The sequence below is a fragment of the Frankia sp. R82 genome, from assembly GCF_023716925.1.
Classification (GTDB): domain Bacteria; phylum Actinomycetota; class Actinomycetes; order Frankiales; family Frankiaceae; genus Frankia.
Genome location: NZ_JAMQQG010000060.1, coordinates 1 through 15,094, shown reverse-complemented (window position 1 = coordinate 15,094; position 15,094 = coordinate 1). Strand labels below are relative to the sequence as shown.

The 15,094-nt window shown below is 69.5% G+C and carries 10 protein-coding genes, 2 pseudogenes and 2 CRISPR repeat arrays; of the genes and pseudogenes, 10 read left to right on the top strand and 2 right to left on the bottom strand.

What is annotated here, in order from left to right:
• A partial coding sequence (locus tag ND747_RS13265; protein ID WP_251733834.1) for a M20 family metallopeptidase occupies window positions 1-917 on the bottom strand: 917 nt, incomplete at its 3' end.
• A complete protein-coding gene (locus ND747_RS13260; protein WP_251733833.1) occupies window positions 914-1,705 on the bottom strand; it encodes a helix-turn-helix transcriptional regulator in 792 nt (263 codons plus the stop codon). The genes ND747_RS13260 and ND747_RS13265, both read right to left, overlap by 4 nt.
• Window positions 1,706-1,828: 123 nt before the next feature.
• Here ND747_RS13260 and ND747_RS13255 point away from each other — a divergent pair.
• From ND747_RS13255 to cas2e, 10 genes and pseudogenes are all read left to right on the top strand, one after another.
• Window positions 1,829-2,299 (top strand): annotated as a pseudogene (locus ND747_RS13255) (5'-3' exonuclease H3TH domain-containing protein); the annotation flags it as partial.
• A gap of 15 nt (window positions 2,300-2,314) precedes the next feature.
• A CRISPR array of direct repeats spans window positions 2,315-3,197; the repeat unit is 28 nt; unit sequence GGAAGATCCCCGCGCGTGCGGGGACGAC.
• Between the two features lie 189 nt (window positions 3,198-3,386).
• Window positions 3,387-4,016: pseudogene (locus ND747_RS29780) on the top strand (CRISPR-associated endonuclease Cas3''); the annotation flags it as partial.
• 108 nt (window positions 4,017-4,124) lie between these two features.
• A complete protein-coding gene (gene cas3, locus ND747_RS13245) occupies window positions 4,125-6,209 on the top strand; it encodes a CRISPR-associated helicase Cas3' (RefSeq protein WP_251733835.1) in 2,085 nt (694 codons plus the stop codon).
• Between the two features lie 820 nt (window positions 6,210-7,029).
• Entirely contained in the window at window positions 7,030-8,649 is a 1,620-nt protein-coding gene (gene casA, locus ND747_RS13240) for a type I-E CRISPR-associated protein Cse1/CasA (protein ID WP_251733832.1), read from the top strand.
• Window positions 8,650-8,675: 26 nt separating this feature from the next.
• Window positions 8,676-9,269: a type I-E CRISPR-associated protein Cse2/CasB gene (gene casB, locus ND747_RS13235; RefSeq protein WP_251733831.1), complete on the top strand. Its 594-nt coding sequence runs from the start codon at window positions 8,676-8,678 to the stop codon at window positions 9,267-9,269.
• Between the two features lie 116 nt (window positions 9,270-9,385).
• Window positions 9,386-10,519: a type I-E CRISPR-associated protein Cas7/Cse4/CasC gene (cas7e, locus tag ND747_RS13230; RefSeq protein ID WP_251733830.1), complete on the top strand. Its 1,134-nt coding sequence runs from the start codon at window positions 9,386-9,388 to the stop codon at window positions 10,517-10,519.
• Complete coding sequence (gene cas5e / locus ND747_RS13225) at window positions 10,516-11,337, top strand: type I-E CRISPR-associated protein Cas5/CasD (RefSeq protein WP_251733829.1); 822 nt, start codon at window positions 10,516-10,518, stop codon at window positions 11,335-11,337. The genes cas7e and cas5e overlap by 4 nt, the downstream gene beginning before the upstream one ends.
• A 7-nt stretch (window positions 11,338-11,344) precedes the next feature.
• Complete coding sequence (cas6e, locus tag ND747_RS13220; protein ID WP_251733828.1) at window positions 11,345-12,145, top strand: type I-E CRISPR-associated protein Cas6/Cse3/CasE; 801 nt, start codon at window positions 11,345-11,347, stop codon at window positions 12,143-12,145.
• 3 nt (window positions 12,146-12,148) lie between these two features.
• A complete protein-coding gene (cas1e, locus tag ND747_RS13215) occupies window positions 12,149-13,138 on the top strand; it encodes a type I-E CRISPR-associated endonuclease Cas1e (RefSeq protein WP_251733827.1) in 990 nt (329 codons plus the stop codon).
• Window positions 13,138-13,416, top strand: coding sequence for a type I-E CRISPR-associated endoribonuclease Cas2e (gene cas2e / locus ND747_RS13210; protein WP_251733826.1), 279 nt, complete (start codon window positions 13,138-13,140; stop codon window positions 13,414-13,416). The genes cas1e and cas2e overlap by 1 nt, the downstream gene beginning before the upstream one ends.
• Window positions 13,417-13,433: 17 nt before the next feature.
• Window positions 13,434-14,986: a CRISPR direct-repeat array (repeat unit 28 nt; unit sequence CTCGTCCCCGCGCACGCGGGGGTCTTCC).
• Window positions 14,987-15,094: the final 108 nt, after the last annotated feature.

Genomic DNA, 15,094 nt, shown 5'->3' with positions numbered 1-15,094 from the left:
CCTGGCCAGGCGGCGTCCACCTGTGCCGCCTGGGTCCGCAGCAGGTCCAGCGCGGCCTTGTCATCGAAGGCGGGGGTAAGCCGGATATCGACGTTGAACGTGCACAGATCCGGGACCGCCGAGTATCCCTCGCCGCCATTGATCGCTGTAACCGTGAGCCGTGCCGGCAACGGGAACCCCACCCCCGACGGCCCCGGCAACGTGGCGGCATGCAGGCCAGAGATGAGCGTGGCGGCCTTCTCGATGGCCGACGGCGTGGGCGTGCTGCCACCGGTATGGCCGGCGATGCCGTGGACGTGCATCCGGGCCCGTAGGACGCCACGGCCGCCGGTGACGACATGCGCCAACCCCGGATAGCCGATCATCACCCCGTCCACCTGCCCCGCATCCGGTCCATCGAAGAAAGCCTTCGCTCCGCCGAACGCGCCGGTGTGCTCGTCGACGTCGAACAGCAGCACCACGCTGCCCGCCCACCGATCCGCCGTCCTCGCAAGCCGAACCGCGAGATGCGCGAAGATCGCCGCCCCCGCCTTCGAGTCGGACGAGCCGCGCCCGTGTAGCCAGCCGTCCACGAGCTCCCCGGACGTCGGTGGGTAGGTCCAAGCGTTCTCGTTCCCGAACGGGGCGGTGTCCAGGCAGGCGTTGAGCACATACCGCGGCCCCGGGCCGTGCCCGTGGACCTCGCAGACCAGTGCGACTGTGGCCCCTGCCGGCCCCGCCAGACGGCGACTGACCAGTTTTTGGCCGTGCAGCCAGGCACTCATCCGGTCCAGCACCAGCTCGTAGGAGTCGACCCCGCCGCGGCTGGGAATCCGCACCAGCTCGCGGGTCAGGTCCACCACCCCGGCCTGGTCCGCCGCCGCGGCGTGCAGCAGGCCCGCCGCGGCGGCGGTGATGTTCCCGTGCATGCTTGTCATGCCGATGCCCTCCGTTCCCGCAGGACGTCCAGGGCGGTGACCTCCCCTGCGCTTTCCACCCGGCGGGCTGCCGCATAGGCCTGGCGGCCGTGGTCGAGCAGTCGGGCCGCCGCAGCCCTCCCGAGCAGCACCCCGGAATCGAAGGCCTCGTGCGAGGTCAACGACGGGATCGGTACCACCGCCTTCTGCTCGCTGGCGCAGAAGAACCGCTCCGGTACCAGCGCGGTGTCCTCCACGATGCCCAGGTGCAGCGTCTTGAGACCCACGCTCCGGTCGTGCGGGTCCCGCAGCTCCAACAGCCGCACCAGATGATCCTTGAGAACCTGGTGGTGCGGCGGACCGAACAGCACCCGGTAGTAGACCAGCGTGGGACGCTGCGCCAGCGCCGTCTCGATCGCGGCGAGGTAGGCGCCGTCACGAGACCGCGAGCCCATCACCACGAGACACTCCCGGGCACCGTCCACGGTGGACAGCATCTCCCGCCGCAGGTCCGCCACGCCGGCGAGCAGCGTCGGGCCGGTCGGGTCGGTCAGCTCCTGATCCTGATGGGCGAACAGCACCTCCGGTGGCTGCCCGTAGATCGCGCACAGCGTCACACGGTGCCCAATGCTCGTGGTGTGGCGGCCCAGTTCCCAGCCCGACACCATGCTCGGCGTCACCCCGCTGTGACCGCCCGCAGTCCGTAGATCGATCTCCTCGACGACCCGCTCCAACGTCCAGTTCCGGGCCACCCTGACCTGGCGCAGCGGCGTGACCGGCCGCGGTGGACCCGAAGCGCGCGCAGGCATATCCCCATCACCATCCAGACCCGGAGGCACCCGCCGCGGTCGCGGCGCCGGCATCAGTGATGATGCGCCGGCCTCTCCGCAGCAGACTCTCCGTGCTGATTTTCTCGCCCACCCCCAACAGTTATGGATGCCGCCTCGGCCGGACATATCCCTGCCGCGATAGGACTCCCCAGCTCGGTGCACAGCCACGCCACCGCCGGCTCCCGGCGCGGTTGTCCCGCTCTGCAGCCGCCAGATGGGCGAAGGCTCCCCGGACTGGACCTGTTCGCCGTCACCTGGCTCGAGCTCGAGAACATCGAAGCCGACGATGCCATCGCCACCCTCACGCACACAGCCCGGCCCACCCGAGACGTCCTGATCCTCTCCACGGACCAGGACTACTACCAGCTGCTCACCGAGCCCGACCACGACGGCCGCTCGGTACGCATCCTCAACACCGCCCGCCGCCCCGGCAGCAGGCTCCTCGGCCGCGCGGATGTCCTCGCACGGTACGCCGTCGCGCCATCCCGGTTCCCGGACCTGCGCGCGCTCGCAGGCGACCCCGCGGACAACATTCCGGGCGTCCGCGGCATCGGCCCGAAGTCGGCCGCCGCGCTACTCGCCGGCGGCGGAAGATCCCCGCGCGTGCGGGGACGACGCCGTGTAGACCCCGAAATGAAAGGGGCCGGTGGGAAGATCCCCGCGCGTGCGGGGACGACGAGATGTCGGCGCAGGCGACCCGGCTCGGGTGGGGAAGATCCCCGCGCGTGCGGGGACGACGTGGCATTTCACCGTGAGCACTAGCACCAGCGGGGAAGATCCCCGCGCGTGCGGGGACGACTTGGTGCCGATGACCGCCCAATCCGCGTGGTCCGGAAGATCCCCGCGCGTGCGGGGACGACTGCGGATCTGCTCCATGGCCTCGCGTAGGGCCGGGAAGATCCCCGCGCGTGCGGGGACGACGAGATCACGGGCGACGAGGCGCGGGCCCACGGGGGAAGATCCCCGCGTGTGCGGGGACGACCGGCTCGCCGCAGGTCTCGCCACGGTGGCCTCGGGAAGATCCCCGCGCGTGCGGGGACGACTGCTCGTAGGTGCGGCGCCACACGTCGGCCGCGGGAAGATCCCCGCGCGTGCGGGGACGACCGGCGCGTAGCACAGCCTGATCAGCCCGGTGGGGGAAGATCCCCGCGCGTGCGGGGACGACCTCCGGGCCGGCGACACGTTGAAGATCACCCGGGGAAGATCCCCGCGCGTGCGGGGACGACGGTGTATCCGATCTGAGCGAGGGTCTGGTCGGCGGAAGATCCCCGCGCGTGCGGGGACGACCCGTCGTATTTGACGTCCGCCTGCCACCGGACAGGAAGATCCCCGCGCGTGCGGGGACGACTCCGTATGCGTCTCTCCGCGTCTGGATCGGTGTAGGAAGATCCCCGCGCGTGCGGGGACGACATATGGGGCCCGCCGGCACCCCTGGCTATCCGAGGAAGATCCCCGCGCGTGCGGGGACGACACTTGCTGACCTGCGGTTTTACTGCTCGGCGGGGCCGAAAATTATCGGTACGTTGCAGCGGCGGCCGGTTGACCGGGTGCGGTTTCCGGGTGGGCGGGTGTGGGACGGTAGCTCTACTGGTGGTTGGATCGCGGGTTGTCGGGTTTTCGGGTTGGCTCGGGGGGTCTCTTGCAGGATACGGCGCTGGGTGTGGTGTGGGGGAAGTCGAAGCCTGCGCACCCGCAGGGGTCCATGCATCTTCTGCTGGGTCATCTGTTGGATGCGGCGGCGGTTGGTGAGATTATTTTCGATCGGTATCTGTCTCCTTCCGTCCGGAGTTTTCTCGATGGTTGTAGTGGCGGGTGCGGTCGGGAGCTGTTCGTGTTGCTGTGTGGGCTTCATGATGTGGGTAAGGCGACTCCGGCGTTTCAGATGAAGGATGATGGGCTGGCGGCCCGGGTCCAGGCGGCTGGTTTGGGGTGGCGGGGTTTGACGGTGAGGCAGGGCCGCGCCTGGCATCATTCCGCGGCCGGTGCGTTTATTGTTCGTCGCTGTCTGCTGGAGGCAGGATGGTCTTTTGAGGGGCGCGACTGGGTGTGGCCGCTGATCGCGGGTCATCATGGTCTGATTCCCCCGTTGGGTAGGACTGATCCGCGCAATCACGTGCAGGCCCAAGGGCGTGGCCAGGTGTGGGTGCAGGCCCAGGACGCTTTTGTGGCGCGGGTCGCCGAGGAGTTGTCGGTGGATCTGGGGTCGCTGGCTGATGTCCGTTTACCGAGGCGTGCTGAGCAGCTCGCCGTCTCCGGCCTGATCATTATGGCGGATTGGATCGCGAGCGATGAGGAGCGTTTCAACGGTCTCTCGGAGCTGTCGGCGGTGTCGTGGGACGGTGCTCGTGGTCGGGCTCGTCGGGCGTGGGAGGACCTTGGTCTTCGAGGTGGGTGGCGTGTGGGTGCGCCTGCCCCGCCGGGAGTAGACGACCTGGTATTCCACCGGTTCGAGAAAACAGGGTGGCCTGTCCAGATCGGTGTGGTGCGGGCCGCGGAGAAGCTGCCGGGTCCGGGTCTGCTGATCGTGGAAGCGCCGATGGGAGAAGGGAAGACAGAGGGCGCGTTCGCCGCGGTGGAGGTCCTGGCGCGGCGGTTCGGCGCGGATGGTGTGTTCGTGGGAATGCCGACGCAGGCGACGGCGGATCCTATGTTCACCCGGGTGCGGGACTGGTCGGTGCAGGTGGACGCCGAGGCGCCACTGGGCCTGTTGCATGGCCGGGCACGGTTCAACCGGCAGTGGGTGGAGCTGCGGCGTAGCGCTGCCTTCGGCGGCATCCATGATGTCGACGAGTACGGGATGGACGACGACTACGGTCTGGGTGGTGTGCAGCCGGCGGATCCGGATCGGCCGGCCACGGGTGGGGTCGCCGCGGCGGAGTGGTTCTTCGGCCGTAAACGGGGGCTGCTGGCGCCGGTCACGGTCGGCACGATCGATCATGTGCTGCATGCGGCGACAAGGACGAAGCATGTGATGCTGCGCCACGCGGGGCTGGCGGGCCGGGTGGTGGTTCTCGACGAGGTGCATGCCTACGACGTCTATATGGCGCAGTTTCTGTTCGAGGCGTTGCGATGGTTGGCTGACGCCGGTGTCGCGGTGGTGCTGCTGTCCGCGACCCTGCCTCCGGACCTGCGCCGCGACCTGGTCCGTGCCTATGTTCAGGGTGCGCTTCAGCGCGCGGACGTCGACGGCGATCTGCGGGGGCTCGCGGAGCCGGCGGGCTATCCGAGTGTGACCTCGGTGTGTGCTGTCGACGAATCCCTCAACCTGGCTGTCGAGGTGTATCCGTCAAAGAGACCACCGCTTGAGGTCGGGGTCGAGGTCCTCGACGAGCAGGAGGGATTCGCCCCGGAGACGGTGGCCGCTGCGGTGATCGCGGAGGTTCAGGCTGGCGGCTGCGCGCTGGTCGTGTGCAACACTGTCGCCCGCGCTCAGGGGGTGTTCACGGCGCTGCGTCCCGTGTTCGGCGATGACGTCGTTCTGCTGCATGCTCGGTTCACCGCGGCGGCGCGTGCCGAGCGAACCGAACGCGTGATCGACCTGCTGGGCCCGCCCGGCCGTCGTGGCGCCGCAGCACGGCCGGGCCGTCTTGTCGTCGTGGCCACGCAAGTCGCGGAGCAATCCTTTGACGTCGACGTGGATTTCCTGGTCACTGACCTGGCACCGATCGATCTTCTGCTGCAGCGCGTCGGCCGGCTGCACCGCCACCAGCGGCCGGTAGACAAACGCGCCGAGCGGTTCCGGGTACCCAGGGTCCTCGTGACCGGCGTGCGGTTCGTGGACGGTCGGGTTCCGACGTGGCCGTCAGGAAGCCGCGCCGTGTATGGTGATCATCTTCTTCTGCGTTCGGCTGCCCTGGTCGCTGCCGCTGCGGCCGGGGAGGGCTGGTCCATCCCCGGGCGGGTTCCTGAGCTGGTGGCCGATGGCTACGGCCAGGTGCCGCTCGGCCCACCAGAGTGGACGTCGGCCGCAGCCCGCTACCAGCAGCAGCGCACCGAGAAGGAGCATCTGCGTGCGGCGGCCGCGTCGAGCTTTCTGCTCTCAGGAGAGAGACAGCTCGGGGCGTCGACCTTGGCGGGGCTGCATGACCGGTCGACCGAGGTACTGGCGTCGGAGGAACGGGTCGCCGCGGTGGTTCGCGACGGTGAGGAGTCTCTGGAGGTCATCCTTGTCCGCGGGAATCCCTCCGGTGGCTACCTGACGCTCGGCGGCCGGCCGTTGGGCCCGAGCGGCGAAGCAGCGATCAGCGATGAGGTCCTGCTGGAGGAGGTAGTGGGCGCCACGATCCGTCTCCCCGCCAACAAGGACATCACCGCCGCTGCCCGCCGCAGGCTCACACCTTTGCCGGGTTGGGGCGTCGATCCCTGGCTCAAGCGCGTCCGAGCACTCGTCCTCGACGCCGATCTGACCGCACACCTCGGCGACTACCAGCTGACCTACGACCACAACCTCGGCCTGACCCACGAACGGCAGGCTCCACGCTGAGCGCCAGCCGTTCTCGGAGCCTGGGTCTTGAGAGTCCCCCGCGCGGGCGGGGACGACGTCCCGGGCATGCGATACCCATGGAGGACCCCAGCATGGGCTGGGCAGCAACACCGTACCAACGAACTGGAGATTGGATGAGCTGCGCGACCTGAAGATCCATTTGACTGAGTGTCAACGAAGGGCGTTTCCTCTCCCAGATTCCTCGGCCGTCGTCACGGGGATGCGATACCCAGTTGTCGAGATGGACTGAGAGTGCGGTAACGTGCCCCTGTGCCACTCACTTACTCTGCGTGCCTACTCTGGCGCTGTTGCCCTGCCCCGCCCTGCGGCTCGAGGCACAGTTGCACGATCTTCTGTGCGGGCCGGTCCTCCCTGAGCGCGACGCGAGGGATGCGATGAGGGGCGCCGCGCAGGCGTCACCGCTCCTTGCGACCGTCCTGTGTGCCGCGAGTTCGGGTCCGGGAGCCCCGTGGTGGGCTGTCGCGGCCAGCCTCATCATCGTCGCTGTTGCTCTTGGGGTTGCCTGCGTGGCGCGTGCTGTCCTGCCAGACAGGTCGGCCGACCTGTTGGCGTGGTGGAAGGATCGCCGCCGCCATCGGGCACGGCGGGGACGCTAGCCCGCAGGGAAGGGCGACTGGAACGGCTAAGCATGCAGGGGGTGGCCGGGCTGTGCTGGGCGGCGGTGTCCGCGAGCCCCGGCGTTCGTATGCCCAGGTGGTCACGGTGCAGAACTGTCGGAGGGCTCTGGTACATATCGGAGGTCTTTCCGGAGAAGCGGTTGTCGCGAACGGGGGAATCGTTGAACGGATTCGATCTGAGGGTGGAACCGTGGATCGAGGTGGTCGATGACGGCCACGTTCGTGAGGTCGGCCTGCAAGAGGCGCTGGTGGGCGCCGACCGGTTGGCTGGCCTGGCCGTCGTCGATCCCTTGGAAACGGTCGCGGTGTTGCGGCAGGTACTCGTTCCCATCGTGATGGACGCGGTGGGCGTTCCTGAGGATCGTGCGGCTTGGGCGCGTTGGTTTGCTCGGGGCCGGTTCGATGATGCGGATGCGGCGCGGATCGGCGACTATCTGGACGCGCACGCGGACCGGTTTGACCTTTTCGATGGGCGCCGGCCGTTTGCGCAGGTAGCGGGTCTGCGGACGGCGAAGGACGAGACGAAACCGGTCTCGCTGTTGTTGTCCCGGTTGGCATCGGGGAACAACGTGCCGCTGTTCAGCGCGCGGACGGAGAGCGATCCGCCGTCGTTGTCTCCGGCCGCGGCGGCGCGGGCGTTGCTGGCCGCGCAGTGCTGGGACACTGCCGCGATCAAGTCCGGGGCTGCGGACGATCCACAGGTGAAGGCGGGGAAGACGACGGGGAATCCGACGGGGCCGTTGGGTCAGCTCGGGGTGGTGGTGCCGATGGGTGCGACGTTGTTCGACACCCTGATGCTGAACCTCCCGATCATTCCACTGGGTGCCCGCCGGTCGGATGACCATCCTCAGTGGAAGTCACCGACGCCGGCTGACATGTCATGGCAGGTGCGTCCGGCGCGGGGGATGCTGGATCTGCTGACCTGGCAGGCCCGGCGGATCCGGCTGATCCCGCAGGTCGACGCCTCGGTGCCGGGTGGTGTGGTGGTGCGCCGGGTGGTGCTGTGCGCGGGAGACCGGCTGACCGGACCCTTTTATGATCTTGAGCCGCATGCCGGTTGGCGGCAGGTAGAGAAACCGAAGAAGGGTGATCCGCCGGTGCGGCCGGTGCGGCATCAGCCGGGGCGGGCGGCGTGGCGGGGGCTGGCGGGGCTGCTGGCGGTGCACGGCCCGACCGCGGAGCGGCTGTCCGCGCCGGCGCAGATGCAGCAGGTGGCTGATCTGCAGGCCGACGGAGCTGTGCCGGATGACTTTCCGCTGCGGGTGCTGACGGTCGGGGTGTCCTATGGCACCCAGTCCGCGGTTGTGGACGACGTGATCGTGGATGAGATCCCGCTGCCGGTGGTCGGACTCGCCGCGGACTCGCAGGTTCGGTACACGTTGCTGCAAGTGGCCGAGCAGGCGGAGGCGCTGCGGATCGCGGCGAACCGTCTCGGTGATGATCTGCGTGCCGCGTGTGGTGCGGCGAAGCTCCCCTGGGATCGGGGGCAACGGCTGGGGGACCTGCTGATCCACCGGCTCACGCCGGTGGTGCGGCGGCTGCTGGCCGGGCTGCAGCATCATCCCGAGGCGTTCGAGCAGGCGGAGGACGCCTGGCGGATCGTCGCGCGGCGGCTGGCCTGGGAGGTCGCGGATCCGGTGCTGTCCGCTGCCGGCCCGGAGACGTTCCTCGGCCGCGATCCTGATCAGCGGTTCGGCCCACGGCTCGCGGTCGCGGAGGCGTCGTTCCGCCGTTCTCTGCACGCCATCCTCGGCCCGGCGCCGACCGGAATATCCCCGTCCGCCAGCACCACCACGGCCTGACCGACCTCGGATTCTTGGGATACCTCATGACGATCAGTGCCCCCGCAGCCGCGTCCTTGCCGGCAGGGGATCCACCTGGACGGTTTTTCTGGGCACGCCCGCATGCCGACGGCCGGCCTGACGGCGCGGTTCTGGCCGCGTTGCGCCGCGGTGCGGGACGGGAAGCCGGAACGGTTCCGCCGATGTGGCGCTACTACACCACGCTGAACCGGGGCGGGACCCTGACTCCGGCCCTGCGGGCTGAGCATGTGGCGCTCGTGCTGTTCGCCGTACATCAGCAGTCGCAGTCCACACTGGTGCACGCTTCCGGCATCAGCATCGGGACGGCGCTCGCCGGGCTGCGGGAGAGTGGGAAGTTCAGCCCGGAAGCGGTAGATCGCCGGTTCGCGGCCGCGGCCACGGCCACTTCGCTGAACGAAGCCGCCCACCATCTGCGCGGTCTGGTCCGCCAGATGCGGAGCCTGTCACCGGCGCAGCAGCTGGACTACACCGCGCTCGTCTGGAACCTGGTCGACTGGCAGAACCCGGCGAAGGTCGGACAGATCCGACGCCGCTGGGGTGCCGACTATCTGCGGGCCCGCGACAAAAAGCCAGACCTCGAAACGCCGGCCACGCACTGATCCGGCCACGCTGCTGGCACCCCCAGGTCCGGGTGCCGTTGCAGTGGCTTCACATCTCGACGACTTCACTGCTGTGCAGAAGATGATCTGTCTCTGCGCAAGGAGAGGGAATCCTCATGCGTACCTATGTTGATGTGCACGTTCTGCAGACTGTGCCCCCGTCGAACCTGAATCGTGATGACGCAGGTACCCCGAAGCAGGCGATCTACGGCGGAGTGAAGCGGGCCCGGGTGTCGTCACAGGCCTGGAAGCGCGCCACCCGCAGGGCGTTCGCGGACCTGGTCGACCCGGCGACTCTGGGTACCCGCACGAAGAAAATCTCTGCGCTGCTCGCGGAAAAGATCGCCTCCCGTGGCGGGCTCGCACCGGACGACGCGGCCCGGATCGCGACAAGTGTGCTGTCCGACCTGGGTATCAAGACCGGGAAGAAGGCGACGGAGACCGCCTACCTGCTGTTCTTCGGACGCCCGCAGCTGGACCGGCTGGTCGACCTGATCGAGGCTGACCTGCCGCGCCTGGCCGGTCTCGAGGACACGGCGTTGGCGGAGGCGGTGAAGGCGGTGCCGGTCCGGGAGACCCTCGGCACGGGACATCCGATCGATGTGGCGCTGTTCGGGCGGATGGTCGCGGACCTTCCCGGGCTGAACGTGGACGCCGCCACCCAGGTCGCGCACGCCCTGTCCACCCACGCCGCGGAGGTCGAGTTCGACTACTACACCGCCGTCGACGACGAAAACCTGAGGGAGGACACCGGCGCCGGGATGATCGGCACCATCGAGTTCCAGTCCGCGACGCTGTACCGGTTCGCCACCGTCGGCCTGCACCAGCTCGTCGACAACCTCGGCGGCGACACCGACGCCGCCGTCGGGGCGCTACGGGTCTTCCTCACCGCGTTCACGACCTCGATGCCCACCGGGCACAGCAACTCGTTCGCGCACCGCACCGCCCCGAACCTGCTCACCGTCACGCTGCGCACCGACCAGCCGGTCAACCTGGTCTCCGCGTTCGAGAAGCCGGTCGTCGCGAACGGCCACGGCATCCTCGCCTGCTCCATCGACAAGTTCGCCGCCGAACTGACCAAGACCACCACCCTGTGGGGCCTGCACCCGCAGCTGATCGTCTCCACCTACGACACCACCGACGCCAGCGAGCACACCGCCGCGGCGCTCGGCACAGCAGTGTCGTTCCCGCAGCTGGTGGACACCGTGACCGCCGCGGCCCGCGACCGGCTCCAGGCCACCAGCCGATGACCGTCCCTACCGGCCCGCGGTGTCTGGTGCTCCGCCTGGCCGGCCCCGTGCAGTCCTGGGGCGGGACCAGCATGTTCAACCGTCGCGACACCCAGACCGAACCCACGAAAAGCGGCCTGGTCGGCCTGCTCGCCGCCGCCCAGGGCCGGCGCCGCACCGACCCGATCGAAGACCTGCTGAACCTGACCTTCGGCGTGCGCACAGATCAGCCCGGCACCCTGCTCCGCGACTATCACACTGTCAGCGACTACCGAGGCCGACCGCTGCCCTCGGCCGCGGTGTCCGCCAAAGGGACCCAGAAACCCACCTCGCCGGCGAAACACACCCACGTCACCGAGCGGTATTACTTGCAGGACGCCGTCTTCGTCGCCGCCCTCAGCGCGGCCGAGGAAGTCCTCACCGTGCTGGTCGCCGCGCTGCGGGCCCCCGCGTTCCCGCTCGCGCTCGGCCGTCGTTCCTGCCCACCCACCCAGCCGCTGCTGCTCACCCCCACTACCGGTCCCGCCGCGCCCACACTGTGGGACGGGGACGTCGCCGCGGTGCTGGCGGCGGTGCCGTGGCAGGCCGGCCCCGCCCACCAGGACCGCCTCGCCGCCACCCGGCCACGGCCGCGCACCATCGACCTGCCCATCACCGTCGATGACCCCCACGGCGACGAGATCCGCAGGGACATCCCCACCACCTTCGACCCGCGCCACCGGGGGTTCACCACCCGTCGGGTCCGCCAGAGCTGGACCCGACTATCACCCCCTTGGCCCGTCGACACCACCGCCGACCCGCCGACCGCCCACGACCCGTTCGCGCTGCTGGGATGGTGAACCGCCCATGACCTACCTGTCCCGCGTCTGGCTCAACCCGCTACGCACCCGCGCCCAGGCCCTGCTACGCAGCCCCGAGAACATGCACGCCGCGATCCTCGGAGGCCTGGCCGTGCAACCCGTGACCGAACGGGTCCTGTGGCGGCTGGAGACCCGCGAGCCCCACCGGGCGGAACTGCTCATCCTCACCGAGTCCCGCCCCTCCTGGGTGCATCTCGTCGAACAGGCCGGATGGCCCGGCGCCGACGGCTCCGAGGCAATGATCCGCGACTACCAGCCGCTCCTCGACCGTCTCCAGCATGGCCGCGAGTTCGCTTTCCGGCTACGCGCCAACCCCGTCACCGCTACCCGTCACCCCACCAACCCCTCCGTCGCTCAGAAGGAACACCTCGCCGCCGCACGGCCTCGCGGTGTCCGTCTCCCGCACCGCACCGCCGCCCACCAGCTCACCTGGCTGACCAGCCGCATCGATCGCTGGGGCTTCACCCTGCTCCCCACAGCGAGCGGCCCCGCGGTCGCGCTCACCGCCCGCGAACGACTCACCTTCTCCAAAAAGGCCCGCGCGGGCGAGGAAACCGGCACGCGCACGGGGAACAGCGGGCAACCCGGCGCACAGAGCCGTGGCAAGGAGAAGGACAGACGACAGGTGGTGCTCAGTACCGCCACCTTCGACGGCGCTCTGCGCGTCACCGACCCCGAACTGGCCCGCCGTACCCTCCTGCACGGCGTAGGACCGGCCAAGGCCTACGGCTGCGGCCTGCTCACCCTCGCGCCCCTCGCCCACCCCCGCCCCGCCGCGGAAGGCTGACCGATGTGGTGGCTGTCCGACCCCCTCGACCTGCATCGCATCGAAGACCGCGTCTCCTCCCTCTACGTGGAGAAAAGCCACATCGACCGGGCTGACAACGCCGTTGTCATCGTCAACAAGCAGCGCACCGTCCGCGTCCCCGCCGCCTTCGTCGCCACCCTGCTCCTGGGCCCCGGTACCCGCATCACCAGCGGTGCGATGCGCCTGCTCGCCGACTCCGGCACCGCCGTGTGCTGGGTCGGCGACCGCGGGGTGCGCATGTACGCAGCCGGCCTCGGCCCCGCCCGCGGCTCCGGACTCCTGCTCCGCCAGGCATACCTGGTCACCCGCACCAAAGAACGCCTCGACGTCGCCCGCCGCATGTACGCCAAACGCTTTCCCGACGACGACGTCACCACCGCCACCATGCAACAGCTCCGTGGCCGCGAAGGCGCACGCATCAAAAAGATCTACCGCGCCCACTCCGACCGCACCGGTGTCCCCTGGAACCGTCGCATCTACAACCCCGGCGAACCGTTCGCCGCCGGCGATGACATCAACCGGCTCCTGTCCGCCGGGCACAGCTGCCTCTACGGCATCTGCCACGCCGCCATCGTCGGCATCGGCGCCAGCCCCGCGCTCGGTTTCGTGCACACCGGGGCCGCGATCTCCTTCATCCTCGACATCGCCGACCTGTACAAAGCCGACTACACCATCCCCCTCGCGTTCGATCTCACCGCTGCCGGCCACACCGACGAACGCGACATCCGCACCGCCTTCCGCGACAAAGTCGCCGACGGCCACCTCATGGCCCGCATCATCCACGACATCAAAGACCTACTCCTTGACACAGACACCACCGACCTCGACGACGAGGGCCTACACCTGTGGGACGAGGTCGACGGCGAGGTACCCGGCGGAGTCAACTGGGCCGTTGATCTCGCCGACAGCTGGGACGATCTCACCAGCCTCGGCATCACCGGACCCGACCTCGACGCCACACCACCACTCTGATGACCGTCATCGTCCTCATCGCAGCCCCCGAAGGCCTACGCGGACACCTCACCCTCTGGATGATCGAAATCAACGTCGGCGTCTACGTCGGAAACCCCAGCGCCCGCGTCCGGGATCGCCTCTGGACCCTACTCACCCAACGCATCGGAGACGGCCAAGCAGTCATGATCGAACCCGCCAACAACGAACAAGGCTGGGCCGCCCGCACAGCCGGCCGCGACCGCTACCACCCCATCGACTACGACGGACTGATGCTATTCGCCCGCCCCCGCCGCTAAAACCCCAGCTCAGCAAGCTCGTCCCCGCGCACGCGGGGGTCTTCCGACCAGCCAGCCAGGCGGGCGGATTCACCGATCCTCGTCCCCGCGCACGCGGGGGTCTTCCCTCATCCTCGGCGGCCTCCGCGTCCACGCCGAGCTCGTCCCCGCGCACGCGGGGGTCTTCCCGTGCCCGCACCGAAGCCGGGACTGTCGTGGCCCTCGTCCCCGCGCACGCGGGGGTCTTCCCAGCATCGTCCGGCTGTTCTTCTTCGGGGGGAGCTCGTCCCCGCGCACGCGGGGGTCTTCCCCCTGTGCGGGCGCGGTCATCGGGTCGACCACGCTCGTCCCCGCGCACGCGGGGGTCTTCCCAGGCCGGTGGTGGACACGATCCATGCCTCGTCCTCGTCCCCGCGCACGCGGGGGTCTTCCCACCTGGTCGAACGCGACGTGGACCGCGGCAACCTCGTCCCCGCGCACGCGGGGGTCTTCCCGCGACCGCTGCCGCTTTCAACGCAGCGAGGTCCTCGTCCCCGCGCACGCGGGGGTCTTCCCTCGTCGATGGTCACGGTGTCGCCTCCGGTGCTCTCGTCCCCGCGCACGCGGGGGTCTTCCGGCCACATCATGATCAATCGAATGATGTCCGTGCTCGTCCCCGCGCACGCGGGGGTCTTCCGGCATCGATTTCCCAGATCCCCAGCCGTCCGGACTCGTCCCCGCGCACGCGGAGGTCTTCCCCGGATCTGGGCGCGGATGGAGGCCGCGCAGGCCTCGTCCCCGCGCACGCGGGGGTCTTCCCTCCCAGGGTTGGCGGAAGTTGGCGCAAGCTGGCTCGTCCCCGCGCACGCGGGGGTCTTCCCGGTTCGGCCCGCAGTCGGCACGGTGGTGGCAGCTCGTCCCCGCGCACGCGGGGGTCTTCCCCCCTCCTGGTCCATCTCGTGGCGATCGCCCACCTCGTCCCCGCGCACGCGGGGGTCTTCCGGTGATCGTGCCCGCCTGGTCCCTGCTGGTGCCCTCGTCCCCGCGCACGCGGGGGTCTTCCCTCGAACGACCGGGTACCGAACCGCTGCAGCCGCTCGTCCCCGCGCACGCGGGGGTCTTCCCGTTCGGGGAGGCCAACTGCAGCCGGCCTGATCCTCGTCCCCGCGCACGCGGGGGTCTTCCGGGGTGCTGGGGTGGTCAGAGCATCGCTGTTGGCTCGTCCCCGCGCACGCAGGGGTCTTCCGGTGATGTCCGGCTCGCTCTCGTCCAGGACAACCTCGTCCCCGCGCACGCGGGGGTCTTCCCACGTTCGCCATCCCGGACGCGGCGATGCTCGCCTCGTCCCCGCGCACGCGGGGGTCTTCCCTGGTCGCCGTCGGTCTCCGTGTCCGCGACGGACTCGTCCCCGCGCACGCGGGGGTCTTCCCGGCAAGTCCATCCAGCTCTGGGTGGACGCCTCCTCGTCCCCGCGCACGCGGGGGTCTTCCGAGGGGTGACTCAGGCGTTCAGTGTGCGGAGAACTCGTCCCCGCGCACGCGGGGGTCTTCCCGCCTTGTGCTTCTTTTCCAACCGGCGCCGCTCCTCGTCCCCGCGCACGCGGGGGTCTTCCTCACACGGTCGTTATCACCGTGCCTGCCGGAGGTCATGCCCACGGTGGTGGTGTACGGACAGTGATGCCGCGTGATCCTGGTTGAAGGTTATGCGGTGAGGGCTTCGG

Coding starts and splice junctions, on each gene's coding strand:
- cas5e (WP_251733829.1), top strand. CDS start 10,516: ATGACCGTCCCTACCGGCCCGCGGTGTCTGGTGCTCCGCCTGGCCGGC.
- casB (WP_251733831.1), top strand. CDS start 8,676: ATGACGATCAGTGCCCCCGCAGCCGCGTCCTTGCCGGCAGGGGATCCA.
- cas2e (WP_251733826.1), top strand. CDS start 13,138: ATGACCGTCATCGTCCTCATCGCAGCCCCCGAAGGCCTACGCGGACAC.
- cas7e (WP_251733830.1), top strand. CDS start 9,386: ATGCGTACCTATGTTGATGTGCACGTTCTGCAGACTGTGCCCCCGTCG.
- ND747_RS13260 (WP_251733833.1), bottom strand. CDS start 1,705: ATGCCTGCGCGCGCTTCGGGTCCACCGCGGCCGGTCACGCCGCTGCGC.
- cas6e (WP_251733828.1), top strand. CDS start 11,345: ATGACCTACCTGTCCCGCGTCTGGCTCAACCCGCTACGCACCCGCGCC.
- cas1e (WP_251733827.1), top strand. CDS start 12,149: ATGTGGTGGCTGTCCGACCCCCTCGACCTGCATCGCATCGAAGACCGC.